Source organism: Polaribacter litorisediminis, from assembly GCF_019968605.1.
GTDB classification, from domain to species: Bacteria; Bacteroidota; Bacteroidia; order Flavobacteriales; family Flavobacteriaceae; genus Polaribacter; species Polaribacter litorisediminis.
Genome location: NZ_CP082966.1, coordinates 312,551 through 334,810 on the forward strand (window position 1 = coordinate 312,551; position 22,260 = coordinate 334,810).

Sequence of the window (22,260 nt, forward strand, 5' to 3'; positions counted from 1 at the left end):
TAAATGTTAAAACAAAATACATATAGTATAGTTTTATGTGAAATAGTCTTATTCGTATCGAAATCCTAAAAAAAACTAACCCAACTTACAATTAATTTACTGTTGTTAAGGTTAAAACTTTGCGAGGCATTTTTACCAACAACGGTGCTTAATTTTATTAAAGAATTGTTCGTGGCAAAAAGATAGCCTAGCCCGATTCCTAAAATGTTTTCTATGTTTGTTTTGTTTTCGATTAAACCTATATCGGTTATAGAGTATAGATACGATTTTTGAGAAGTTAAAAACCGGTATTCAATATTAAAAAATGAGTAATGATTCGTAAAAATGCTTTGCTCGTCGAAACCTCTTATAGAATTTGCTCCTCCAATTCTGAAGAGTTCATTGTTTAAATAGGAATCTGAATTTAAATAACTTGTTTCGTTCTTAATAAATAAACTATTTCTAAAATTTAAATCATAGAGATAAGAAATTGTTGCTTCAATTTTAAATTGTTTAGAAGCGTTTTCATTAATTTTTCTTTCTCCAAAAGTCGGATTGACCTCCAAATTAAAAATGTTATTAAAAAAGAAATCATTTTTAGGGATGCTATATTTAAATTGAAAACCAAAAAAATAATTGCGAAACGTTTCTACGTTATTATTAATATGTCCTTCAAGTTTTTCTGATGATTCTGCATTGTAGGTGAAGGCAAGTTTAATTTTTGAATTGATGTTATAAAATAGTTTGGAATCAAATTTTGTATTTAAAAATGAAGAATCTTGCTTATATAAGGTAAATGAAAGTTCTGGACTAATTTCTGAATTAAATATAAACGGAATTTCAGTTCCTAGTTTAAACTCTTGTCTTTCGTCTCCGATACTGTTCCAAAATAATTCAAGGCGTTCTCCGGTATTTAAAATGTTATTCAGTTTTAAGTCGATAATTCCGTTAAATAAGACGTCTCCATTTTCTTTGGATGCAAAACTAACAAGACCGTCAATACTATTATTCTTTTTCTTTTTTAAATATAAATACAATGTAGTGGAATCTTTTGTAAACAAGATTTCAGGTGGTTTTATTTCTTGAACAAAAGATATGTTCTTAGATAGACTGGATATTTCTTTAATTTTCTGTTGATTAAAAATACTGTTCGATTTAATATGAAAGTATTTTTTTAAATAAGATTTCGGGAACTCTGGATACCCTTTTATAATTGTATTGTTGATGAACCTTTTTTTTGATGAATTGATTTCTAAATCGGCAAATAATGTATCGTTTATAATCTTTATATTTTTTAACTGAACTTTAGAAAAAGATTTACCCTGCGTATCTAGCTTTTTTGAGAGATTTGATAGTGTTGCTTGAAGCTGGTTTATCGAAATTGTAAAATGGTTATTTTCAATATGCATATCTTCAAATAAATAGCTTGCATCAATATCTATTTTTAGGACTGCTTTATTTGTTTTCGCATCCAAAGAAAAGTAAGCAACAAATCTATTTTGTACTTTTAGTAAGGTGTCAAAAGTGTTAGAAAAGTATCCTATGGTTTTTAAATGATTAGAAATTTTATCAATTTCATCCTGTATACTAATGGTATCTTGATGCTTCTTTTTGTATTTGATTTCATTCAAGATAAGGGCTTCAATTTTATCTTTAGAAGAAATCGTTAAAGATAAATCTTGTGCAAAAGATCCTTTTAAGGAAATTAAGATAAGGATAATGAATATATAGGTAGTTTTGTTTTGCTTCAAAATAGATAAAAGTAATAGGTTCAAAAGTAAATTAAAATGACAAAAAATGATGATTAATTTCTTGTTAAGAAAAAATAACTTACTGGTATTGGAATAATTAGAATTTAATTGTACATTTGCGCACTCTTAAAAAAGAGAAAAGTTTAATATAAACGAAAAACAGCAATTATTTAGTATGCCTACTATTCAACAATTAGTTCGTAAAGGAAGAACCAAAATAACTAAGAAGAGTAAATCGGCTGCTTTGTCGTCTTGTCCTCAAAGACGTGGAGTTTGTACACGTGTTTATACTACAACACCAAAGAAACCTAATTCAGCAATGCGTAAAGTTGCCAGAGTTAGATTGACAAATGGTAATGAGATAAATGCATACATTCCAGGAGAAGGACATAACTTACAAGAGCACTCGATAGTATTAGTTAGAGGTGGAAGAGTTAAAGACTTGCCAGGTGTAAAGTATCACGTAGTTCGTGGCGCTTTAGATACCGCGGGAGTTGAAGGAAGAACGCAACGTAGATCAAAATACGGAGCTAAACGTCCAAAGAAGTAAATCAAGTTTAAAGGTTGTGAAGTGTTGTATTAATTTTTAGAAAATAAATCTAAATATACACGTTGTAGCTAAAACTAAAAAAACTCAAAAGAAGACATGAGAAAAAGAGCAGCAAAAAAAAGAGTCTTATTACCAGATCCAAAGTTTAACGATCAGTTAGTAACACGTTTTGTTAATAACTTAATGTGGAGTGGTAAGAAGTCTGTAGCGTTCAAAGTGTTTTATGATGCGTTAGACATCATAGAAGAAAGAAAAGGAGAAGGCGAAGAGAAATCGGCTTTAGAAATTTGGAAAGACGGTTTGTCTAATGTGATGCCTCACGTAGAAGTAAGATCTCGTAGAGTAGGTGGTGCAACATTTCAAATTCCAATGCAAATTAGACCAGATCGTAAAGTATCTATGGCTATTAAGTGGTTAATTTTGTACACTCGTAAGAGAAACGAAAAAACAATGGCGCAGCGTTTAGCTGCCGAAATTTTAGCTGCTGCTAAGGAAGAGGGTGCTGCTGTTAAAAAACGTACAGATACTCACAAAATGGCAGAAGCGAACAAAGCGTTCTCACACTTTAGATTTTAATAGAAATGGCTAGAGATTTAAAATATACAAGAAATATTGGTATTGCAGCACATATTGATGCTGGTAAAACCACAACAACAGAACGTGTATTGTTCTATACAGGCGTTTCTCATAAAATTGGAGAGGTACATGATGGAGCAGCGACAATGGACTGGATGGAGCAAGAGCAGGAAAGAGGTATTACAATTACTTCTGCTGCAACCACTTGTTCTTGGCAGTTTCCTAAAGAAAATGCACAGATTCTTCCAGAAACAAAGGATTATCACTTTAATATAATTGATACTCCAGGACACGTAGACTTTACTGTTGAGGTAAATAGGTCTTTACGTGTGTTAGATGGATTAGTTTTCTTATTTTCTGCAGTTGATGGTGTTGAGCCACAATCAGAAACTAACTGGAGGCTTGCGGATAACTACAAAGTACCAAGAATTGGCTTTGTGAATAAAATGGATCGTCAAGGGTCAGATTTTATGATGGTTTGTCAGCAAGTAAAAGATATGTTGAAGTCAAACGCGGTGCCAATCGTTTTAAACATTGGTGACGAAGAAAACTTTAAAGGTATTGTTGATTTAGTAAAAAATCGTGCTATTATATGGCATGATGAAACGCAAGGTGCAACTTTTGATGTAATCGAAATTCCTGAAGAATTAAAGGCTGAGGCTCGAAAATATCGTGCGCTTCTAATTGAAGAAGTTGCAAGTTATGACGAGAATCTTTTAGAAAAATTCATGGAAGATGAAGATTCTATAACAGAAGACGAAGTGCATGCTGCATTGAGAGCTGCTGTTATGGATATGGCTATAATTCCTATGATTTGTGGTTCTGCGTTTAAAAACAAAGGAGTACAGTTTTTATTAGATGCTGTATGTCGTTATTTACCTTCGCCAATGGATAAAGAAGGTATTATAGGGGTTAATCCAGATACGGAAAAAGAAGAATTACGTAAGCCAAATGTAAATGAACCATTTGCAGCGTTAGCATTTAAAATTGCTACAGATCCTTTTGTGGGGCGTTTAGCATTTTTTAGAGCATATTCTGGTCGTTTAGATGCAGGTTCTTATGTGCTAAATAATCGTTCTGGTAAGAAAGAACGTATTTCTAGAATCTACCAAATGCATGCCAACAAACAAAATGCTATCGATTATATCGAGGCTGGAGATATTGGTGCAGCAGTAGGTTTTAAATCTATTAAGACAGGAGATACTTTAACAGCTGAGAAATTTCCGTTAGTTTTAGAGTCTATGGATTTTCCAGACCCAGTTATTGGTATTGCTGTTGAACCTAAAACAAAAGCAGATGTTGATAAATTAGGAATCGGACTTGGTAAATTAGCTGAAGAAGACCCTACTTTTACAGTACGTTCAGACGAAGCTTCAGGTCAAACAATTATTTCTGGAATGGGTGAATTACATTTAGATGTAATTGTAGATCGTTTAAGACGTGAGTTTAAAGTTGAAGTAAATCAAGGACAACCACAAGTAGAATATAAAGAAGCTATTACGGCATCCGCGGATCATAGAGAAATCTACAAGAAGCAATCAGGGGGTCGTGGTAAGTTTGCTGATATTGTTTTTACAATTGAACCAGCCGATGAAGGTGTTCAAGGATTACAATTTGAATCTGTGATAAAAGGTGGTAACGTTCCTAGAGAATTTGTGCCGTCTGTAGAAAAAGGATTTAAAGAGGCAATGAAAAACGGACCTTTAGCGGGGTATGAAATGGATTCAATGAAAGTTACCTTAAGGGATGGTTCTTTTCACGCAGTGGATTCTGATGCCTTATCTTTTGAATTAGCAGCAAAAATGGGTTATAAAGCTTCTGCTAAATCTGCAAAAGCAAAAATTATGGAGCCTTTGATGAAATTGGAAGTTTTAACTCCAGAAGAAAACATGGGTGATATTGTTGGTGATTTAAATAGAAGAAGAGGTCAAGTAAACGACATGTCGGATAGAGCAGGAGCTAAAGTAGTGAAAGCTATCGTTCCTTTATCTGAAATGTTTGGTTATGTAACGGCATTAAGAACAATGTCTTCTGGTAGAGCAACTTCTACGATGGAATTTTCTCACTATGCAGAAACTCCATCCAATATTTCAGAAGAAGTAATCGCTAAAGCAAAAGGGTAACCTACTAAATAATACAAGATGAGTCAAAAAATTAGAATAAAATTAAAGTCTTACGATTACAATTTAGTAGATAAATCTGCTGAAAAGATTGTAAAGACGGTAAAGAGTACAGGTGCTGTCGTAAACGGACCAATACCATTACCAACACACAAAAAGATTTTTACCGTATTACGATCACCGCACGTAAACAAAAAATCTAGAGAGCAATTTCAATTAGCTTCTTATAAAAGATTATTAGACATTTATAGTTCTTCTTCAAAAACTATTGATGCTTTAATGAAATTAGAGTTGCCAAGTGGGGTTGAAGTTGAGATTAAGGTATAAGTAAGCTAAATATTTTAGTGAATTGTGGCTTAAAGACTGTTTCAAAGTCTCTAATACATAAAGTATTTAAACTAACTTTCGGTTTAATTTTGTTAAACCGAAAGTTTTTAATACTTTTGCAACCCGAATGAGAGTACGGGTGCGCTATTTTTGGATTCATTTCAAAAATAGTAACATGTCCAGAGCGTTTCGCGAAGGAAAAACGGAAAAAACAAAATCAGCGTTGAATTTGTTTTACGCTGTTTTTTTTGACCAAAACTCAAAGGATTTACAGAAACATTGGTTTCAAAAAATAAATATTAATAGACGCGCTGAACAAAAGGTTTATCGTCTAAAAAATTAACAAAATGTCTGGGTTAATAGGAAGAAAGATTGGAATGACCAGCTTATTTGATGAAAACGGGAAGAATATTCCTTGTACAGTAATCGAAGCAGGTCCTTGCGTTGTTACCCAAGTCAGAACCGAAGAGGTTGACGGCTACAATGCGTTGCAGCTTGGTTTCGATGACAAAAAGGCGAAGAGTTCTAACAAAGCGTTAGACGGTCACTTTAAAAAAGCTGGCTCCACTGCTAAAAAGAAAGTCGTTGAATTTCAAGGATTTGATCAAGAGTATAAATTAGGAGATTCTATCACAGTAGATTTTTTTACTGAAGGAGAATTTGTTGATGTATCTGGAGTGTCAAAAGGTAAAGGATTTCAAGGTGTTGTAAAACGTCATGGTTTTGCGGGGGTAGGACAAGCTACTCACGGTCAGCATAATCGTTTAAGAGCTCCGGGTTCTATTGGTGCTGCATCGTATCCAGCTAGAGTATTCAAAGGAATGCGCATGGCAGGAAGAATGGGTGGAGATAAAGTGAAAGTACAAAACTTAAAAGTGTTAAAAGTAGTTGCTGAAAAGAACTTACTTGTTGTTAAAGGAGCTATTCCTGGTCACAAAAATGCTTTTGTAACTATTCAGAAATAATGAAAGTAGCAGTTTTAGATATTACAGGAAAAGATACAGGTAGGGAAGTGGAACTTTCTAAAGATGTATTCGGAATAGAGCCTAATGATCATGCTATTTATTTAGATGTAAAGCAGTATTTGGCAAATCAACGTCAAGGAACTCATAAATCTAAAGAGAGAGCAGAAATTAGTGGATCTACAAGAAAAATTAAAAAACAAAAAGGAACTGGTACTGCAAGAGCAGGTTCTATCAAGTCTGGTGTTTTTAGAGGTGGAGGACGTATGTTCGGACCAAGACCTAGAAGTTATTCTTTTAAATTGAATAAAAGTTTAAAGCGTTTAGCGCGTTTATCTGCTTTAAGTATTCAAGCAAACGATAATAATTTAGTAATAATTGAAGATTTTAATTTTGATACTCCAAAGACTAAGAACTTTGTAGAGGTATTAAAAGCTTTACAATTAGATGCTAAAAAATCTTTATTCGTTTTAGATAATGAAAATACAAATGTGTATTTATCATCACGTAACTTTAAAAACTCTAAAGTTTTGAAAGCTTCAGAATTAAATACTTATGGCGTTTTAAATGCCAATAAGATTGTAATTACTGAAAGCTCTTTAGAGGGTATTAATACAAACTTAATCAAATAGGGATTCGAAATGAGTATTTTAATAAAACCTATTATTACCGAAAAAGCTACAAACGATAGTGAATTATTTAATCGTTATACGTTTGTTGTAGATAAAAAAGCTAATAAGCTAGAAATCAAAAGTGCTGTTGAATCAGCGTACGGAGTTTCTATTTCAAGTGTGAAAACTTTAAATTATCCAATTCAAAGAAATACCAAGTTTACTAAAAAAGGTTTAGTAACGGGTATTAAGAGCGGATATAAAAAAGCAATCGTTCAGTTAGCAGAAGGGGAAAGTATTGATTTTTATAACAATCTTTAAGAAAAGACAACATGTCAGTTAGAAAATTAAAACCAATAACACCAGGTCAGCGTTTTAGAGTTGTAAATGGATTCGACACCATTACAACTGATAAGCCGGAGAAAAGTTTACTTGCTCCGAAAAAAAGATCTGGAGGTCGAAACAGTCAAGGTAGAATGACAACTCGTAACATAGGAGGTGGTCATAAGCAAAGATATCGTATTATCGATTTTAAAAGAGATAAAAACGGTATTCCTGCAACAGTAAAAACAATAGAATACGATCCAAATCGTACTGCATTTATTGCACTATTAAGTTATGTTGATGGAGAAAAACGTTATGTAATTGCACAAAACGGTTTAAAAGTAGGGCAGTCAGTTATTTCAGGATCAGGGATTGCTCCAGAAATCGGAAATACAATGCCTTTAAGTGAAATTCCTTTAGGAACTACAATTTCATGTATTGAGTTACGTCCAGGTCAGGGTGCTGTTATGGCACGCTCGGCGGGTTCTTTTGCGCAATTAATGGCAAGAGATGGTAAATATGCAACGGTAAAAATGCCCTCAGGAGAAACAAGATTAATCTTGTTAACTTGTTTGGCTACAATCGGTGTTGTTTCTAATTCAGATCATCAACTTTTAGTATCTGGTAAAGCAGGTAGAAGAAGATGGTTAGGAAGAAGACCAAGAGTGAACGCTGTTAGAATGAATCCTGTAGATCACCCAATGGGTGGAGGTGAAGGACGTGCTTCAGGTGGTCATCCAAGATCTAGAAATGGTATTCCTGCTAAAGGATTTAAGACTAGATCTAAAACCAAGGCAAGTAATAAGTATATTTTAGAACGTAGAAAGAAATAATAAGTTATGGCAAGATCACTAAAAAAAGGACCTTACGTTCACTATAAATTAGAGAAAAAAGTTTTAGCTAATGTAGATGCTGGAAGCAAAACTGTGATTAAAACTTGGTCTAGGGCAAGTATGATTACTCCAGATTTTGTGGGACAAACAATTGCTGTTCACAACGGACGTCAGTTTGTACCGGTATACGTTACTGAAAACATGGTAGGGCATAAGTTAGGCGAATTTTCACCAACTCGTTCTTTTAGAGGACACGCTGGTGCAAAAAATAAAGGTAAAAAATAGTAGGCAATGGGAGTTCGTAAAAAAAATATGGCAGATCAGTTAAAGGCAGATAGAAAGCACCGTGCTTTCGCAAAGCTTACTAACTGTCCTACGTCACCAAGAAAAATGCGTTTGGTAGCAGATCAGGTTAGAGGAGTAGAAGTTGAAAAAGCTTTACAAATCTTAAAGTTCAGTCCTAAAGAAGCATCAATCAATTTAGAGAAGTTGTTATTGTCTGCAATCGCAAACTGGCAAGCTAAAAATGAGGATGCATCGATTGAAGATGCTGGATTATTTGTGAAATCTATCTGCGTTGATAGTGCAGGAATGTTAAAAAGATTAAGACCAGCTCCGCAAGGACGTGCGCATAGAATTCGTAAGCGTTCTAATCACGTTACTTTAGAGTTAGGTAGTAAAAATTTAAGTAATTAATCTAAGTAGAAATGGGACAAAAAACAAATCCAATTGGAAATCGTTTAGGAATCATCAGAGGTTGGGAGTCTAACTGGTATGGTGGTAATGACTACGGAGACAAAATTGCCGAAGATTATAAGATAAGAGAGTATATTCATGCTAGATTAACAAAAGCAAGTGTATCAAGAGTAATTATAGAGCGTACTTTAAAACTTGTAACCGTTACTATCACTACTGCTAGACCTGGTATTATTATCGGAAAAGGTGGTCAAGAGGTAGATAAGTTAAAAGAGGAGCTTAAGAAAATTACAGGGAAAGAAGTTCAGATTAATATTTTCGAAATTAAGCGTCCAGAATTGGATTCAAAATTAGTGGCAACAAGTGTTGCTCGTCAAATAGAAAATAGAATTTCTTATAAGAGAGCTATTAAAATGGCGATCCAAGCTACGATGAGAATGAACGCTGAAGGAATTAAAATTCAAATTTCAGGTCGTTTAAACGGAGCAGAGATGGCGCGTTCAGAGCACTTTAAAGAAGGAAGAATTCCATTATCTACTTTTAGAGCAGATATTGATTATTCACTTGTAGAAGCTCATACTACCTACGGAAGATTAGGTATAAAAGTATGGATTATGAAAGGTGAGGTTTATGGAAAGAGAGAATTATCTCCGTTAGTTGGTTTGTCTAAAAAACAATCTGGTAATAAAGGTGGTGGTGATAGATCTAAACGTCAGCAACCTCGTAGAAGAAAATAATTTTTAAACCAGAAAATTAAAAATGTTACAGCCAAAAAGAGTAAAATACCGTAAGGTACAGAAGTCGAAGGGAAATATGACAGGGATCTCTGGTAGGGGAAATCAGCTTTCTAACGGAATGTTTGGTATCAAATCCATAGATCAAAACTTGTTGACTTCTCGTCAAATAGAAGCAGCTCGTATCGCGGCAACTCGTCATATGAAAAGGGAAGGTCAATTATGGATAAAAGTATTTCCAGACAAGCCTATCACTAAGAAACCATTAGAAGTAAGGATGGGTAAAGGTAAAGGAGCACCAGATCATTTCGTTGCAGTAATCAAACCAGGTAGAATTTTGTTTGAAGTTGGTGGAGTACCAATGAATGTGGCGAAAGAAGCTTTACGTTTAGCAGCACAAAAACTTCCGGTAAGAACGAAGTTTGTGATCGCAAGAGATTTTGATATTAACGTATAATTCTAAAGAGAATGAAACAATCAGAAGTAAAAGAATTATCTATGGCAGATCTTAAAGAGAAGCATGGAGCGTTGCAAAAGAATTATACTGATCTTAAAATGGCTCACGCAATTACTCCTCTGGAGAACCCGTTGCAATTGAGAGGTTTAAGAAGAACTGTAGCAAGAATTGCAACAGAATTAACAAAAAGAGAATTACAATAATTCTATAGTCAGTTTTAAAGATGGAAAAAAGAAATCTTAGAAAAGAGAGAATTGGTGTTGTATCTAGCAATAAAATGGAGAAATCTATTGTAGTTGCAGAAACTAAAAGAGTAAAGCACCCAATGTACGGAAAGTTCGTATTAAAGACTAAGAAGTACGTTGCACACGACGAAAAGAATGATTGCAACGAAGGAGATACTGTTAGGATCATGGAAACAAGACCTATGAGTAAATCAAAACGTTGGAGATTAGTAGAAATCCTAGAAAGAGCTAAATAATATGTTACAGACAGAATCAAGATTAAAAGTCGCAGATAATACTGGAGCAAAAGAAGTTTTAGTAATTAGAGTTTTGGGAGGAACAAAAAAACGTTACGCAAGTATTGGAGACAAGATTGTGGTATCTGTTAAATCTGCTACTCCTAACGGAACTGTAAAAAAAGGTCAAGTATCTAGAGCAGTTGTTGTAAGGACAAAGAAAGAAGTTAGACGTAAAGACGGATCGTATATCAGGTTTGATGATAACGCTTGTGTACTTTTGAATCCTACTGAGGAAATGAGAGGAACTCGTGTATTTGGTCCTGTGGCTCGTGAGCTTCGTGAGAAACAATTCATGAAAATTGTATCATTGGCACCTGAAGTGCTTTAAATCATTATATAAAGATGAAGAAGTTCAAAATTAAATCAGGAGATACTGTAAAAGTAATCGCAGGAGATCATAAAGGGTCTGAAGGAAAAGTCTTACAAATTATTAAGGATAAGGATAGAGTATTGGTAGAAGGTGTGAATTTAGTTTCGAAACACACAAAACCTAGCGCTCAGAGTCCTCAAGGTGGTATTGTAAAAAAAGAAGCTTCCTTGCATGTTTCTAACTTAATGTTAGTAGAAGATGGTGTGGCTGTAAGAGTAGGTTATAAAGTTGATGGAGATACTAAAACTAGAATCTCTAAGAAAACTAAAAAATAATAATAATCATGAGTTACGTACCAAGGTTAAAATCGGAATATAAAGAGAGAGTTATAAAGGCTCTTACTGAAGAATTCAGTTATAAGAATGTAATGCAGGTGCCTAAATTAGAAAAAATAGTTATTTCTAAAGGTGTGGGTGCTGCTATTGCAGATAAGAAATTAATAGATTACGCGTTAGAAGAATTGACTAAAATTACAGGTCAAAAAGCAGTTTCTACCATGTCTAAAAAAGATATTGCAGCATTTAAGTTGCGTAAGGGGATGCCTATTGGTGTTAAAGTTACTTTACGTGGAGATAAAATGTATGAATTTTTAGATAGATTAGTAACAGCTTCGTTACCGCGTGTAAGAGACTTTAACGGAATTAAGGCTAATGGGTTTGATGGTAGAGGTAATTACAATTTAGGAATTACTGAACAAATCATTTATCCAGAAATTAATATTGACCAAGTGAAAAAAATTAACGGTATGGATATTACGTTTGTAACATCTGCAGATACTGATAAGGAAGCGAAGTCATTGTTAGGAGAATTAGGTTTACCATTCAAAAAAAATTAATAAATGGCTAAAGAATCAATGAAAGCGCGTGAGCGCAAAAGAGAGCGAATTGTTGCAAAATATGCGGAAAAAAGAAAAGCTTTAAAAGAAGCTGGAGATTATGATGCATTGCAGAAATTACCAAAAAACGCTTCACCTATTAGATTACACAATAGATGTAAGTTAACTGGGCGTCCAAAAGGATATATGCGTCAGTTTGGTTTATCTCGTGTTACTTTTCGAGAAATGGCAAACCAAGGATTAATTCCTGGTGTTAAAAAGGCAAGTTGGTAGTTATCAATAATAAACCTTATAAATAAAAATAGAATGTGTATCTTTGCACGCTCTATTTTTTTTGAGTAGTAGAATTTTAACTGATTATAGGTTCGATTATCACAGAGAGATCTGTAGGTAAATAGAGGTAGTTGAAAACCGTAGTCGCAATTTAAATAAATATGTATACAGATCCAATCGCGGATTTTCTTACTAGAGTAAGAAATGCAATCGCTGCAGGACACAGAGTAGTAGAAATTCCAGCTTCAAATTTGAAGAAGGAAATGACTAAAATTTTGTTTGATCAAGGGTATATTTTAAGTTATCAGTTTAATGATGATAAAGTTCAAGGAACCATCAAGATAGCTTTAAAGTATGACAAAGAAACAAAAGAGTCAGTAATTAGAAAAATTCAGCGCATCAGTACGCCAGGATTACGTAAGTATGTTGGCTCTACAGAAATGCCAAGGGTATTAAATGGTCTTGGAATTGCTATCGTTTCTACATCAAAAGGTGTGATGACGAACAAAAAAGCACGTCAAGAAAATGTTGGAGGAGAAGTTTTATGTTACGTTTATTAAATCTTAAGAAATGAGTAGAATAGGAAAAAATCCCGTTAGCATTTCACAAGGTGTAGATGTAAGCGTAAAAGATAATGTTGTAACCGTAAAAGGGAAGTTAGGTGAATTAACGCAAACTATTTCTAACGGAATTACAGTAGAGATTCAAGATGGCATTATCACTTTAGATAGGGCATCAGAAAGTAAAGACCATAAAGCACAACATGGTTTAATGAGAGCTTTGATTTTTAATATGATCGAAGGTGTAAGTAAAGGTTGGACTAAAGATTTAGAATTGGTTGGTGTAGGTTATAGAGCATCAAATCAAGGACAAAAGTTAGATTTAGCTTTAGGTTTCTCTCATAATATCGTTTTAGAAGTTGCTCCGGAAGTAAAAGTTGAAACAATATCTGAGAAAGGGAAAAACCCGATCATTAAATTATCTTCATTTGACAAACAATTAGTTGGTCAAGTTGCTGCAAAGATTCGTTCTTTCAGAGCTCCAGAGCCTTACAAAGGAAAAGGAGTTAAGTTTGTTGGTGAAATATTAAGAAGAAAAGCAGGTAAATCTGCATAATATATAGTATTATGGCATTATCAAAGCTACAAAGAAGAACTAGAATTAAACGTAGAATCAGAAAGATTATTTCAGGTACGGCTACAAAACCTAGATTATCGGTTTATAGAAGTAACAAGGAAATATACGTGCAATTGGTAGATGATGTAAATGGAGTTACTTTAGCTTCAGTTTCATCAAGAGATAAAGATATAAAAGCAACTACAAAAGTAGAGGCCGCTGCATCAGTTGGTAAATCAATTGCTGAAAAAGCTGCTAAAGCAGGAATAGAAACAATTGCTTTCGATAGAAATGGTTATTTATACCATGGTAGAGTTAAAGTATTAGCAGAAGCTGCAAGAGAAGCTGGTTTAAAATTTTAAGAAATTATGCAAGGTTATAAAAACGTAGAAAGAGTTAAGCCAAGTGGGTTAGAGCTTGTAGATAAATTAGTGGGTGTACAACGTGTTACCAAAGTAACAAAAGGTGGTAGAGCATTTGGATTCTCTGCAATTGTTGTTGTTGGAGATGGTAATGGAGTAGTCGGACACGGATTGGGTAAATCTAAAGATGTTTCTTCGGCAATAGCGAAAGCGGTTGAAGATGCAAAGAAAAATTTAGTAAGAATTCCTATTTTAGATGGAACATTACCTCATGAGCAAAAAGGAAAGTTTGGTGGTGCTAAAATTTTCATTAAACCTGCATCTCCTGGTACAGGGGTTATAGCTGGTGGTGCTGTTCGTGTTGTTTTAGAATCTGTGGGTATACATGATGTATTATCGAAATCACAGGGTTCATCTAATCCTCACAATGCAGTAAAGGCTACATTTAATGCATTATTGCAATTGCGCAGCGCCGCATCTATTGCAAAGCAGAGAGGAGTTTCTTTAGAAAAAGTATTTAACGGTTAAATCTAAGAACGATGGCAAGAATTAAAGTTACACAAATTAAAAGTCAAATCGGGCGTCTTCAGAATCAAAAGAGAACTTTAGAGGCATTAGGTTTACGTAGAATGCACCAATCGGTAGAACATGAGGCAACTCCTTCTATAATTGGTATGGTAAATACAGTTAAACACTTAGTTTCTTTCGAAGAAATTAAATAAGATATTTAAAAAAATGAGTTTACATAATTTAACACCGGCAAAAGGTTCCGTTAAAAAGGAAAAAAGAATTGCACGTGGTGAAGGTTCTGGAAAAGGTGGTACCGCTACGCGAGGACACAATGGACAGAAATCTCGTTCTGGTTATTCTAAAAAGATAGGTTTTGAAGGAGGACAAATGCCACTTCAAAGACGTGTTCCTAAATTCGGTTTCACGAACATTAATCGTAAAGAGTATCAAGGCATCAACTTGGATAAATTACAGTCTTTAGTTGAGAGCGGAAAAATAACGGATACAGTTAATTTAGACATTTTAATTTCTATTGGTTTAGTAGGTAAAAATGACCTAGTAAAAATATTAGGAAATGGAGCGTTAAAAGCTAAATTAAATATAACTGTACATAAATTTACTGCAACTGCAAAAGCGGCTATTGAAGCTGTTGGAGGAGAAGCGGTTACTTTATAAGAACCTAAATGATGAATTTAATTAATAAGTTAAAAGACATTTTTAGTATTGAGGAATTGAAAAATAAAATTCTTCTTACTGTCGGTTTAATTGCTGTATATCGTTTTATGGCGTCTGTTCCTTTACCTGGAATAGATCCACTAGAATTAGCAGCTTTAAAAGAAAGTACTGGAACAGGTATTTTAGCTTTATTAAATGCATTTACAGGAGGAGCATTTTCTAGAGCGTCAGTTATGGCACTTGGAATAATGCCGTATATTTCTGCATCTATTGTAGTTCAATTAATGGGCATTGCGGTTCCATATTTACAAAAACTACAAAAGGATGGAGAAAGTGGACGAAAAAAAATTACACAAATTACAAGATGGTTAACCATTGGTATTACATTGGTGCAAGCGCCAACGTATATTACTGCTATTAAAACTCAGTTCGGTTTAGGACCCGAGGCTTTTTTAGTAAGTGGTCCAACTTTTTGGATATCATCTATCATCATTTTAACAGCAGGTACTATTTTTGCCATGTGGTTAGGAGAGCGTATTACAGACAAAGGTGTTGGTAATGGTATTTCATTATTGATTACGGTAGGTATTATTGCTAATTTTCCATCAGCATTTTTGCAAGAATTTGTTGCGAAAACAACAAATGCGGGTGCTGGAGGATTAATGATGGTATTGCTGGAAATTATAGTTTGGTTTGTGGTAATTTTATTAACTGTGCTATTAGTTACGGCGGTTCGAAAGATAGCTGTGCAGTATGCCAGAAGAACAGTTGCAGGTAACATACAAAATGTTGCTGGATCGAGGGATTATATTCCTTTGAAATTGAATGCGGCTGGGGTTATGCCAATTATATTTGCTCAGGCAATTATGTTTTTACCAGTTGCTTTGGCTCAAAAATTTCCTGTAATCGCAAGTTTACAAGATATTAATGGTCTTGGTTACAATGTTATTTTTGCATTGTTAATTATTATTTTCAGTTTCTTTTACACGGCTATTACGATTCCAACGAATAAAATGGCAGATGATTTAAAGAGAAGCGGTGGTTTTATACCAGGAATTAGACCAGGTAAGGATACTGCAGATAGATTAGATTCTGTGCTTTCTAGAATTACGTTCCCAGGATCAGTATTTTTGGCAGCATTATCGATCCTTCCAGCAATTGTAGTTCAGTTTGGAGTGCAACAAAGTTGGGCTATGTTTTATGGTGGTACTTCATTAATAATAATGGTTGGTGTTGCAATTGATACGTTGCAACAGATTAATTCGTATTTGTTAAATCGTCATTATGATGGTTTAATGAAAGCGGGAAATAGCAACAGAAAATCGAATAAATAATATGGCTAAGCAATCAGCAATTCAACAAGACGGAACTATTACAGAAGCATTGTCTAATGCAATGTTTCGTGTGGAATTAGAAAACGGACATATTGTAACGGCACACATTTCGGGTAAAATGCGTATGCATTATATTAAATTATTACCGGGAGATAAGGTAAAGTTAGAAATGAGTCCCTATGATTTATCAAAAGCAAGAATTACTTACAGATACTAAAATACAAAGCAGATGAAAGTTAGAGCATCAATAAAAAAAAGAAGTGCCGACTGCAAAATAGTGCGCAGAAAGGGTAGATTATATGTAATTAATAAACAAAATCCTAGATTTAAACAAAGACAAGGGTAATGGCAAGAATAGCAGGTATTGATATTCCAAAGAATAAAAGAGGTGTTATCGCTTTAACTTACATCTTTGGTATAGGAAACAGCAGAGCTAAAAAAGTTTTAGCAGACGCAAAAGTTGACGAAAGTATTAAAGTTCAAGACTGGACTGATGATCAAATCGCAGCAATTAGGGAGCAAGTGGGTTCTTTCACTATTGAAGGTGAATTACGTTCTGAGGTGCAAATAAACATCAAACGATTGATGGATATTGGTTGCCAAAGAGGAATTCGTCATAGATTAGGTCTTCCTTTAAGAGGACAAAGAACAAAGAACAATTCTCGTACTAGAAAAGGGAAGAGAAAAACTGTTGCGAACAAGAAAAAATAAGTTAGATAGGGTAATAAAGATCTAATAATAGGTAAACTATAAAGTTAGAAAACTAAATTACTAAAACTGAAAAATTATGGCGAAAGCAAGTGCAAAAAAACGTAAAGTAATTATTGATGCAATAGGAGAAGCGCATGTAACTGCATCTTTTAATAACATTATTATTTCTTTAACAAATAAAAAGGGTGATGTTATTTCTTGGTCATCTGCGGGTAAAATGGGTTTTAGAGGTTCTAAAAAGAACACTCCATATGCAGCTCAATTGGCAGCAGAAGATTGTGCAAATGTTGCAAAAGAAGCAGGTTTACGTAAGGTAAAAGTTTACGTAAAAGGACCAGGTAATGGTAGAGAATCTGCTATTCGATCTATTCATAATTCAGGTATTGAAGTTACAGAAATTATTGATGTAACACCAATTCCTCATAATGGATGTCGTCCACCGAAAAGAAGAAGAGTTTAATCTGAATTTCATTCAGTTCCTTAATTAATTATTTTAACTTGATGGGATAAAGATTATCGAAGGAGTAAGCCTTAATTCATAATCCCTATCTATAATAACAAAGAAATGGCAAGATATACAGGACCAAAAACTAAAATTGCTCGTAAATTTGGCGAGGCAATCTTCGGAGAAGATAAAAATTTCGAAAAAAGAAATTTCCCTCCAGGACAGCATGGAAATGCAAGAAGAAGAGGAAAAAAATCAGAATATGCTACTCAATTAATGGAGAAGCAAAAAGCAAAGTATACGTATGGTATATTGGAGCGTCAATTTAGTAATTTGTTTAAAAAGGCATCAGCTTCTCAAGGAATTACTGGTGAAATCTTATTACAATTATGTGAAGCTCGTTTAGACAACGTTGTTTATAGAATGGGTATTTCTAACTCACGCAGCGGAGCGCGTCAATTAGTATCTCACAGACATATTACTGTAAATGGAGAAATTATGAATATCCCATCTTATAGTTTACAAGAAGGAGATGTAGTGGCAGTTAGAGAAAAATCTAAATCATTAATAGCTATTGAAAATGCATTGGCTTCTAACAGTAATGTATACGAATGGTTAACTTGGAATGCTGATAAGAAAGAAGGTACTTTTGTTAAAGTTCCGGAAAGATTACAAATCCCAGAGAATATTAAAGAACAATTAATCGTAGAATTATATTCTAAATAATACTTAAATACCTACTATGGCAATATTAAATTTTCAAAAGCCCGATAAAGTAATAATGATTGAATCTACAGATTTTACTGGTAGATTTGAATTCAGACCTTTAGAACCAGGTTTTGGTTTAACTGTTGGTAATGCCTTAAGAAGAGTACTTTTGTCTTCTTTAGAAGGTTTTGCAATAACCTCTTTAAGAATAGACGGTGTAGAACATGAATTTTCTACTATTAGTGGTATTGTAGAGGATGTTACAGAAATAATTTTAAACTTAAAGCAAGTTCGTTTTAAGAAGCAAATAGAGGAAACAGACAGGGAAACTGTCTCTGTTTCAATTTCTGGTCAAGAGCAGTTTACTGCGGGAGATTTACAGAAATTTATTTCAGGTTTTCAAGTTTTGAATCCTGATTTAGTTATTTGTAACATGGAACAATCTGTAAAATTAAACGCAGAAATTACTATAGAAAAAGGAAGAGGATTTGTTCCTGCTGAAGAGAATAAAAAATCATCAGCACCGATAGGAACGATCTTTACAGATTCTATATACACTCCGATTAAAAATGTAAAATATGCAATCGAGAATTTTCGTGTAGAGCAAAAAACGGATTATGAAAAATTAGTTTTCGATATCGATACGGATGGTTCAATTAATCCAAAGGATGCATTAACAGAAGCTGCAAAAATTTTAATCCATCACTTTATGTTATTCTCTGATGAGCGTATCACTTTAGAGGCAGATGAAATTGCACAGACAGAAACATATGATGAAGAGTCATTGCATATGCGTCAATTATTAAAAACTAGATTAATCGATATGGATTTATCTGTAAGAGCTTTAAACTGTTTAAAGGCTGCAGAAGTGGATACATTAGGAGATTTAGTTTCTTTTAATAAAAGCGATTTAATGAAGTTTAGAAACTTTGGAAAAAAATCTTTAACAGAATTAGAGGAGTTGGTTATTGTTAAAGGATTAAGTTTTGGAATGGACTTAACAAAATACAAATTAGATAGAGATTAACCTTTCATATTTTGCTCCTCAAAATGGGTAGATGCAAGATGAAAGCATAAAACAAGCGTCATGAGACACGGAAAGAAATTTAATCATTTAGGAAGAAAGACAGCGCACAGAAAAGCGATGTTAGCAAATATGTCATGTTCTCTAATAGAACATAAACGTATTAACACAACAGTTGCAAAAGCAAAAGCGTTAAGAGTTTTTGTGGAGCCGTTAATTACAAAGTCTAAATCGGATACTACGCACAATAGACGTGTTGTTTTTTCTTATTTACGTGATAAGTTTGCAGTTACAGAATTGTTCAGAGAAATATCTGTAAAAGTTGCAGATAGACCAGGAGGGTATGTTCGTATTATCAAATTAGGAAATCGTCAAGGAGATAATGCACCTATGGCAATGGTTGAACTTGTAGATTATAACGAAATTTATAATCCAAAAGGAACTAAAGCCAAGAAAACTACAAGAAGAGGAAGAAGTAAAAAGTCAGAAACTCCTCAAGTAGAAGAATCAACAACAGAAGAAAAATCTGAAGAGTAAAAAATGAAGATTTATTAAATGATATAGAAGGGATAAGCGTTTACGTTTATCCCTTTTTTTATATTTTTACAGCATCAACAAGAAAATTAAATTACCAATGAAATATCAAACACGAAAAAAGGCTTTAGTCTTATTAGCGGATGGAACAATCTTTTATGGGAAATCAGTTGGAATAGAAGGAACATCAACAGGTGAAATTTGTTTTAATACAGGTATGACTGGGTATCAAGAAATATTTACAGATCCATCTTATTTTGGTCAATTAATGGTTGCAACAAATGCACACATTGGTAATTATGGTGTTAATGATCTTGAAGTTGAGTCAGAAGGAATTAAAATTTCGGGGTTAATTTGTAGAAATTTTAGTTTTACGCATTCACGTGTAGATTCTGATGGGAATTTGAAAGATTGGTTTATGGAGCATAATATTGTTGCTATTTCTGATGTGGATACAAGAGCATTAGTTTCTTATATTAGAGACCACGGAGCTATGAATGCAATTATATCTACAGAGATCGATGATATTGATTCTCTAAAGAAGCAGTTAGTTAAAGTTCCAAGTATGGAAGGTTTAGAATTGGCTTCTAAAGTATCTACCAAAGAACCTTATTTTGTAGGTGATGAAAATGCTGAATTCAAAATTTCAGCATTAGATATCGGTATTAAGAAGAATATTATTAGGAATTTGGTAAAACGAGGGGCGTATGTAAAAGTGTATCCGTATAACGCTTCTTTCGAAGATTTATCTTCTTTTAATCCTGATGGATATTTTATTTCCAATGGACCTGGAGATCCAGAGCCTTTAATTGAAGCCCAAGAAGTAGCAAAAGAAATTATCAAAAGAGATTTACCTTTATTTGGTATCTGTTTAGGACATCAAGTAATTGCTTTAGCAAATGGTATTTCTACTTATAAAATGCATAATGGTCACAGAGGTATCAATCATCCTGTAAAGAATCTCTTAACGGGTAAAGGTGAGATTACTTCCCAGAATCATGGTTTCGCCATCAATCGAGAAGAAACTGAAGCAAACGAACATGTAGAGATTACTCATATTCATTTAAATGACCATACTGTAGCAGGAATACGTTTAAAAAATAAAAATACTTTTTCCGTGCAATATCATCCAGAAGCAAGTCCGGGCCCTCATGATTCTGAATATCTTTTTGATCAATTTATGGCGAATATAGTGGCTTCAAAGAAAGTATTATCATAACAATTGTATCTTTTAAAAAAAATATTTATATTTTTTTACGAAAAGTATAAAAAATATAAAGAATTAGTACTACCTTTGTAACGTGATTGAAAAATCACATTCTTTTTCATAGCAATTTTCCCACTCAATTTATTGAGTGGGTTTTTTTATTTTATATAGCAAACGTTTTCGTAATTAATTAAGTACATATTCTTAGAATCTATCTACATTTTGTAAATTAGCAAAAGTTATATAGATTTAAAATTAATAATTAAATAAACAATTATACAATGAGTATTATAATAAACGTTCATGCCCGTCAAATATTTGATTCAAGAGGAAACCCAACAGTCGAAGTAGATATAACCACAGAAAGTGGGGTTTTAGGTAGAGCCGCAGTTCCTTCTGGAGCCTCTACAGGAGAACACGAGGCAGTAGAGTTGAGAGATGGTGGTAAGGATTATATGGGTAAGGGAGTTTTAAAAGCTGTGGATAATGTAAATAGTATCATTGCGGAAGAGCTTTTAGGAGTTTCTGTATTTGAACAGAATGCCATTGATCAATTAATGATAGATTTAGATGGAACACCAAATAAATCTAAATTAGGAGCAAATGCAATTTTAGGTGTTTCTTTAGCAGTAGCAAAGGCAGCTGCAAATGAGTTAGGAATGCCTTTATATAGATATGTTGGAGGGGTTTCAGCAAACACTTTGCCTTTACCAATGATGAATATAATCAATGGAGGTTCACATTCTGATGCACCTATTGCATTTCAAGAATTTATGATAATGCCCGTTAAAGCTGAAACTTTTACTCAAGCAATGCAAATGGGTTCTGAAATTTTTCATAATCTAAAGAAAGTTTTACACGATAGAAATTTATCTACAGCAGTTGGTGATGAAGGTGGTTTTGCGCCAACTCTAGAGGGTACTGAAGATGCTATTGAAACCATTGCCCTAGCAGTTACAAATGCAGGATATGTTTTTGGAGAAGAAATTAAAATTGCGTTAGATTGTGCGGCTGCAGAATTTTATGTAGATGGCCAATATGATTACCAAAAGTTTGAAGGAGACAAAGGTGTGATTCGTTCTAGTAAAGAACAAGCAGATTATTTGGCAGAACTAGCTGGTAAATATCCTATTATTTCTATCGAAGATGGAATGGATGAAAATGACTGGGATGGTTGGAAATACCTAACTGAGAAAATTGGTGATAAAGTTCAATTAGTAGGTGATGATTTATTTGTTACGAACGTTGAGCGTTTATCAAGAGGAATTGAAAACGGAATTGCAAACTCAATTTTAATTAAAGTAAACCAGATTGGTACCTTAACAGAAACTATTGCGGCAGTAAATATGGCTAAAAATTCGGGTTATACATCTGTAATGTCTCATAGATCTGGAGAAACAGAAGACAACACCATTGCTGATTTGGCAGTAGCATTAAATTGTGGTCAAATTAAAACTGGATCTGCTTCACGTTCAGATAGAATGGCAAAATACAATCAATTATTAAGAATAGAAGAACAGTTGGCAGAAACGGCTTATTTTCCAAAAGAAAATGCGTTCAATCTATAATTGATTACATATTTCCTTTGTAATTTCATTTTTACACAAAGAGAAGTTTTTACTACTTAAATATATTCAAAAAGCCTTACAATTTTGTAGGGCTTTCTTAATTTATTAAGGAATTGTTAAATCAATCCTAATTATTTTTCAATAT

Annotated in this window: 35 protein-coding genes; 34 read left to right on the forward strand and 1 reads right to left on the reverse strand. The window is 33.6% G+C overall.

The genetic code is table 11. The features are described from left to right. Positions 1 to 65: 65 nt before the first annotated feature. Positions 66 to 1,730 carry a ShlB/FhaC/HecB family hemolysin secretion/activation protein gene (locus K8354_RS01240; RefSeq protein WP_223444788.1) on the reverse strand — a complete coding sequence of 555 codons (1,665 nt, stop codon included), beginning with the start codon at positions 1,728 to 1,730 and terminating at the stop codon, positions 66 to 68. Between the two features lie 175 nt (positions 1,731 to 1,905). On the opposite strand from K8354_RS01240, the gene rpsL reads away from it, so the two are divergent. The 34 genes from rpsL to eno all read left to right on the forward strand — a co-directional run bounded on the left by rpsL (position 1,906) and on the right by eno (position 22,115). Further along, positions 1,906 to 2,280: a 30S ribosomal protein S12 gene (gene rpsL, locus K8354_RS01245; protein ID WP_018943587.1), complete on the forward strand. Its 375-nt coding sequence runs from the start codon at positions 1,906 to 1,908 to the stop codon at positions 2,278 to 2,280. Between the two features lie 96 nt (positions 2,281 to 2,376). Next, the gene (gene rpsG, locus K8354_RS01250; RefSeq protein WP_223444790.1) at positions 2,377 to 2,856 is read left to right on the forward strand and encodes a 30S ribosomal protein S7; all 480 of its coding nucleotides are present in this window, start codon (positions 2,377 to 2,379) and stop codon (positions 2,854 to 2,856) included. A gap of 5 nt (positions 2,857 to 2,861) precedes the next feature. Further along, positions 2,862 to 4,979 carry an elongation factor G gene (fusA, locus tag K8354_RS01255; protein WP_223444792.1) on the forward strand — a complete coding sequence of 706 codons (2,118 nt, stop codon included), beginning with the start codon at positions 2,862 to 2,864 and terminating at the stop codon, positions 4,977 to 4,979. Between the two features lie 18 nt (positions 4,980 to 4,997). Next, positions 4,998 to 5,303, forward strand: a complete 306-nt coding sequence (gene rpsJ, locus K8354_RS01260; protein WP_004568745.1) for a 30S ribosomal protein S10 — start codon at positions 4,998 to 5,000, stop codon at positions 5,301 to 5,303. Positions 5,304 to 5,650: 347 nt separating this feature from the next. Continuing rightward, positions 5,651 to 6,268 carry a 50S ribosomal protein L3 gene (gene rplC, locus K8354_RS01265; RefSeq protein ID WP_223444794.1) on the forward strand — a complete coding sequence of 206 codons (618 nt, stop codon included), beginning with the start codon at positions 5,651 to 5,653 and terminating at the stop codon, positions 6,266 to 6,268. Beyond that, the gene (gene rplD / locus K8354_RS01270) at positions 6,268 to 6,897 is read left to right on the forward strand and encodes a 50S ribosomal protein L4 (RefSeq protein ID WP_223444795.1); all 630 of its coding nucleotides are present in this window, start codon (positions 6,268 to 6,270) and stop codon (positions 6,895 to 6,897) included. The genes rplC and rplD overlap by 1 nt, the downstream gene beginning before the upstream one ends. Positions 6,898 to 6,906: 9 nt before the next feature. Beyond that, positions 6,907 to 7,197 (forward strand): 50S ribosomal protein L23, encoded by a 291-nt coding sequence (gene rplW / locus K8354_RS01275; protein ID WP_223444796.1) that lies wholly within the window; start codon positions 6,907 to 6,909, stop codon positions 7,195 to 7,197. Positions 7,198 to 7,208: 11 nt separating this feature from the next. Next, positions 7,209 to 8,033, forward strand: coding sequence for a 50S ribosomal protein L2 (rplB, locus tag K8354_RS01280; RefSeq protein WP_223444797.1), 825 nt, complete (start codon positions 7,209 to 7,211; stop codon positions 8,031 to 8,033). 6 nt (positions 8,034 to 8,039) lie between these two features. Next, positions 8,040 to 8,318 (forward strand): 30S ribosomal protein S19, encoded by a 279-nt coding sequence (gene rpsS / locus K8354_RS01285; RefSeq protein WP_036783597.1) that lies wholly within the window; start codon positions 8,040 to 8,042, stop codon positions 8,316 to 8,318. A gap of 6 nt (positions 8,319 to 8,324) precedes the next feature. Further along, positions 8,325 to 8,729, forward strand: a complete 405-nt coding sequence (gene rplV, locus K8354_RS01290) for a 50S ribosomal protein L22 (RefSeq protein WP_223444798.1) — start codon at positions 8,325 to 8,327, stop codon at positions 8,727 to 8,729. Positions 8,730 to 8,740: 11 nt separating this feature from the next. Beyond that, on the forward strand, positions 8,741 to 9,466 hold the full coding sequence (rpsC, locus tag K8354_RS01295; RefSeq protein WP_223444799.1) for a 30S ribosomal protein S3: 726 nt from the start codon (positions 8,741 to 8,743) through the stop codon (positions 9,464 to 9,466). A 22-nt stretch (positions 9,467 to 9,488) separates the two neighbouring features. Then, positions 9,489 to 9,920, forward strand: coding sequence for a 50S ribosomal protein L16 (rplP, locus tag K8354_RS01300; protein ID WP_223444800.1), 432 nt, complete (start codon positions 9,489 to 9,491; stop codon positions 9,918 to 9,920). A gap of 11 nt (positions 9,921 to 9,931) precedes the next feature. Then, entirely contained in the window at positions 9,932 to 10,123 is a 192-nt protein-coding gene (gene rpmC / locus K8354_RS01305; protein ID WP_223444802.1) for a 50S ribosomal protein L29, read from the forward strand. A 20-nt stretch (positions 10,124 to 10,143) separates the two neighbouring features. Further along, the gene (rpsQ, locus tag K8354_RS01310; RefSeq protein WP_018943599.1) at positions 10,144 to 10,401 is read left to right on the forward strand and encodes a 30S ribosomal protein S17; all 258 of its coding nucleotides are present in this window, start codon (positions 10,144 to 10,146) and stop codon (positions 10,399 to 10,401) included. Position 10,402: 1 nt separating this feature from the next. Next, positions 10,403 to 10,771, forward strand: a complete 369-nt coding sequence (gene rplN / locus K8354_RS01315; RefSeq protein WP_015482230.1) for a 50S ribosomal protein L14 — start codon at positions 10,403 to 10,405, stop codon at positions 10,769 to 10,771. Between the two features lie 14 nt (positions 10,772 to 10,785). After that, positions 10,786 to 11,088, forward strand: coding sequence for a 50S ribosomal protein L24 (gene rplX / locus K8354_RS01320; RefSeq protein WP_223444804.1), 303 nt, complete (start codon positions 10,786 to 10,788; stop codon positions 11,086 to 11,088). 8 nt (positions 11,089 to 11,096) lie between these two features. Next, on the forward strand, positions 11,097 to 11,648 hold the full coding sequence (gene rplE, locus K8354_RS01325; protein WP_223444807.1) for a 50S ribosomal protein L5: 552 nt from the start codon (positions 11,097 to 11,099) through the stop codon (positions 11,646 to 11,648). A 3-nt stretch (positions 11,649 to 11,651) separates the two neighbouring features. Beyond that, the gene (gene rpsN / locus K8354_RS01330) at positions 11,652 to 11,921 is read left to right on the forward strand and encodes a 30S ribosomal protein S14 (protein WP_223444809.1); all 270 of its coding nucleotides are present in this window, start codon (positions 11,652 to 11,654) and stop codon (positions 11,919 to 11,921) included. A 161-nt stretch (positions 11,922 to 12,082) separates the two neighbouring features. Further along, complete coding sequence (gene rpsH / locus K8354_RS01335; RefSeq protein WP_223444810.1) at positions 12,083 to 12,481, forward strand: 30S ribosomal protein S8; 399 nt, start codon at positions 12,083 to 12,085, stop codon at positions 12,479 to 12,481. Between the two features lie 10 nt (positions 12,482 to 12,491). Then, complete coding sequence (gene rplF / locus K8354_RS01340) at positions 12,492 to 13,037, forward strand: 50S ribosomal protein L6 (RefSeq protein WP_223444811.1); 546 nt, start codon at positions 12,492 to 12,494, stop codon at positions 13,035 to 13,037. Between the two features lie 11 nt (positions 13,038 to 13,048). Beyond that, positions 13,049 to 13,399: a 50S ribosomal protein L18 gene (rplR, locus tag K8354_RS01345; protein ID WP_223444812.1), complete on the forward strand. Its 351-nt coding sequence runs from the start codon at positions 13,049 to 13,051 to the stop codon at positions 13,397 to 13,399. A gap of 3 nt (positions 13,400 to 13,402) precedes the next feature. Then, positions 13,403 to 13,927: a 30S ribosomal protein S5 gene (rpsE, locus tag K8354_RS01350; RefSeq protein WP_223447753.1), complete on the forward strand. Its 525-nt coding sequence runs from the start codon at positions 13,403 to 13,405 to the stop codon at positions 13,925 to 13,927. 11 nt (positions 13,928 to 13,938) lie between these two features. Continuing rightward, positions 13,939 to 14,121, forward strand: a complete 183-nt coding sequence (gene rpmD / locus K8354_RS01355) for a 50S ribosomal protein L30 (protein ID WP_223444813.1) — start codon at positions 13,939 to 13,941, stop codon at positions 14,119 to 14,121. A gap of 13 nt (positions 14,122 to 14,134) precedes the next feature. Next, positions 14,135 to 14,584 carry a 50S ribosomal protein L15 gene (rplO, locus tag K8354_RS01360; RefSeq protein WP_223444814.1) on the forward strand — a complete coding sequence of 150 codons (450 nt, stop codon included), beginning with the start codon at positions 14,135 to 14,137 and terminating at the stop codon, positions 14,582 to 14,584. An 11-nt stretch (positions 14,585 to 14,595) separates the two neighbouring features. Then, entirely contained in the window at positions 14,596 to 15,918 is a 1,323-nt protein-coding gene (gene secY / locus K8354_RS01365) for a preprotein translocase subunit SecY (RefSeq protein WP_223447755.1), read from the forward strand. Position 15,919: 1 nt separating this feature from the next. Then, the gene (infA, locus tag K8354_RS01370) at positions 15,920 to 16,135 is read left to right on the forward strand and encodes a translation initiation factor IF-1 (protein WP_004568721.1); all 216 of its coding nucleotides are present in this window, start codon (positions 15,920 to 15,922) and stop codon (positions 16,133 to 16,135) included. A 12-nt stretch (positions 16,136 to 16,147) separates the two neighbouring features. Further along, positions 16,148 to 16,264, forward strand: a complete 117-nt coding sequence (ykgO, locus tag K8354_RS01375) for a type B 50S ribosomal protein L36 (protein WP_072554239.1) — start codon at positions 16,148 to 16,150, stop codon at positions 16,262 to 16,264. Then, entirely contained in the window at positions 16,264 to 16,629 is a 366-nt protein-coding gene (rpsM, locus tag K8354_RS01380) for a 30S ribosomal protein S13 (protein ID WP_223444816.1), read from the forward strand. The genes ykgO and rpsM overlap by 1 nt, the downstream gene beginning before the upstream one ends. Before the next feature lie 76 nt (positions 16,630 to 16,705). Next, entirely contained in the window at positions 16,706 to 17,089 is a 384-nt protein-coding gene (gene rpsK / locus K8354_RS01385; protein ID WP_223444817.1) for a 30S ribosomal protein S11, read from the forward strand. 105 nt (positions 17,090 to 17,194) lie between these two features. After that, a complete protein-coding gene (gene rpsD, locus K8354_RS01390) occupies positions 17,195 to 17,800 on the forward strand; it encodes a 30S ribosomal protein S4 (RefSeq protein WP_223444818.1) in 606 nt (201 codons plus the stop codon). 16 nt (positions 17,801 to 17,816) lie between these two features. After that, on the forward strand, positions 17,817 to 18,809 hold the full coding sequence (locus K8354_RS01395) for a DNA-directed RNA polymerase subunit alpha (RefSeq protein ID WP_223444819.1): 993 nt from the start codon (positions 17,817 to 17,819) through the stop codon (positions 18,807 to 18,809). A gap of 60 nt (positions 18,810 to 18,869) precedes the next feature. Further along, positions 18,870 to 19,343: a 50S ribosomal protein L17 gene (gene rplQ / locus K8354_RS01400; protein WP_223444820.1), complete on the forward strand. Its 474-nt coding sequence runs from the start codon at positions 18,870 to 18,872 to the stop codon at positions 19,341 to 19,343. A gap of 97 nt (positions 19,344 to 19,440) precedes the next feature. Beyond that, positions 19,441 to 20,559: a glutamine-hydrolyzing carbamoyl-phosphate synthase small subunit gene (gene carA, locus K8354_RS01405; RefSeq protein ID WP_223444821.1), complete on the forward strand. Its 1,119-nt coding sequence runs from the start codon at positions 19,441 to 19,443 to the stop codon at positions 20,557 to 20,559. 269 nt (positions 20,560 to 20,828) lie between these two features. After that, positions 20,829 to 22,115, forward strand: coding sequence for a phosphopyruvate hydratase (gene eno, locus K8354_RS01410; protein WP_223444824.1), 1,287 nt, complete (start codon positions 20,829 to 20,831; stop codon positions 22,113 to 22,115). Positions 22,116 to 22,260 lie beyond the last annotated feature (145 nt).

Coding starts and splice junctions, on each gene's coding strand:
- rplR (WP_223444812.1), top strand. CDS start 13,049: ATGGCATTATCAAAGCTACAAAGAAGAACTAGAATTAAACGTAGAATC.
- rpsH (WP_223444810.1), top strand. CDS start 12,083: ATGTATACAGATCCAATCGCGGATTTTCTTACTAGAGTAAGAAATGCA.
- rpsG (WP_223444790.1), top strand. CDS start 2,377: ATGAGAAAAAGAGCAGCAAAAAAAAGAGTCTTATTACCAGATCCAAAG.
- K8354_RS01395 (WP_223444819.1), top strand. CDS start 17,817: ATGGCAATATTAAATTTTCAAAAGCCCGATAAAGTAATAATGATTGAA.
- rpsQ (WP_018943599.1), top strand. CDS start 10,144: ATGGAAAAAAGAAATCTTAGAAAAGAGAGAATTGGTGTTGTATCTAGC.
- rplW (WP_223444796.1), top strand. CDS start 6,907: ATGAGTATTTTAATAAAACCTATTATTACCGAAAAAGCTACAAACGAT.
- rplV (WP_223444798.1), top strand. CDS start 8,325: ATGGGAGTTCGTAAAAAAAATATGGCAGATCAGTTAAAGGCAGATAGA.
- rpsK (WP_223444817.1), top strand. CDS start 16,706: ATGGCGAAAGCAAGTGCAAAAAAACGTAAAGTAATTATTGATGCAATA.
- rpsS (WP_036783597.1), top strand. CDS start 8,040: ATGGCAAGATCACTAAAAAAAGGACCTTACGTTCACTATAAATTAGAG.
- rpsL (WP_018943587.1), top strand. CDS start 1,906: ATGCCTACTATTCAACAATTAGTTCGTAAAGGAAGAACCAAAATAACT.
- rplE (WP_223444807.1), top strand. CDS start 11,097: ATGAGTTACGTACCAAGGTTAAAATCGGAATATAAAGAGAGAGTTATA.
- eno (WP_223444824.1), top strand. CDS start 20,829: ATGAGTATTATAATAAACGTTCATGCCCGTCAAATATTTGATTCAAGA.
- rpsJ (WP_004568745.1), top strand. CDS start 4,998: ATGAGTCAAAAAATTAGAATAAAATTAAAGTCTTACGATTACAATTTA.
- rplQ (WP_223444820.1), top strand. CDS start 18,870: ATGAGACACGGAAAGAAATTTAATCATTTAGGAAGAAAGACAGCGCAC.
- rplC (WP_223444794.1), top strand. CDS start 5,651: ATGTCTGGGTTAATAGGAAGAAAGATTGGAATGACCAGCTTATTTGAT.
- rplX (WP_223444804.1), top strand. CDS start 10,786: ATGAAGAAGTTCAAAATTAAATCAGGAGATACTGTAAAAGTAATCGCA.
- infA (WP_004568721.1), top strand. CDS start 15,920: ATGGCTAAGCAATCAGCAATTCAACAAGACGGAACTATTACAGAAGCA.
- rplO (WP_223444814.1), top strand. CDS start 14,135: ATGAGTTTACATAATTTAACACCGGCAAAAGGTTCCGTTAAAAAGGAA.
- secY (WP_223447755.1), top strand. CDS start 14,596: ATGAATTTAATTAATAAGTTAAAAGACATTTTTAGTATTGAGGAATTG.
- rplN (WP_015482230.1), top strand. CDS start 10,403: ATGTTACAGACAGAATCAAGATTAAAAGTCGCAGATAATACTGGAGCA.
- rplP (WP_223444800.1), top strand. CDS start 9,489: ATGTTACAGCCAAAAAGAGTAAAATACCGTAAGGTACAGAAGTCGAAG.
- rplF (WP_223444811.1), top strand. CDS start 12,492: ATGAGTAGAATAGGAAAAAATCCCGTTAGCATTTCACAAGGTGTAGAT.
- rpsD (WP_223444818.1), top strand. CDS start 17,195: ATGGCAAGATATACAGGACCAAAAACTAAAATTGCTCGTAAATTTGGC.
- carA (WP_223444821.1), top strand. CDS start 19,441: ATGAAATATCAAACACGAAAAAAGGCTTTAGTCTTATTAGCGGATGGA.
- rpsM (WP_223444816.1), top strand. CDS start 16,264: ATGGCAAGAATAGCAGGTATTGATATTCCAAAGAATAAAAGAGGTGTT.
- rpsN (WP_223444809.1), top strand. CDS start 11,652: ATGGCTAAAGAATCAATGAAAGCGCGTGAGCGCAAAAGAGAGCGAATT.
- rpmC (WP_223444802.1), top strand. CDS start 9,932: ATGAAACAATCAGAAGTAAAAGAATTATCTATGGCAGATCTTAAAGAG.
- rplD (WP_223444795.1), top strand. CDS start 6,268: ATGAAAGTAGCAGTTTTAGATATTACAGGAAAAGATACAGGTAGGGAA.
- rpmD (WP_223444813.1), top strand. CDS start 13,939: ATGGCAAGAATTAAAGTTACACAAATTAAAAGTCAAATCGGGCGTCTT.
- rpsC (WP_223444799.1), top strand. CDS start 8,741: ATGGGACAAAAAACAAATCCAATTGGAAATCGTTTAGGAATCATCAGA.
- rplB (WP_223444797.1), top strand. CDS start 7,209: ATGTCAGTTAGAAAATTAAAACCAATAACACCAGGTCAGCGTTTTAGA.
- ykgO (WP_072554239.1), top strand. CDS start 16,148: ATGAAAGTTAGAGCATCAATAAAAAAAAGAAGTGCCGACTGCAAAATA.
- fusA (WP_223444792.1), top strand. CDS start 2,862: ATGGCTAGAGATTTAAAATATACAAGAAATATTGGTATTGCAGCACAT.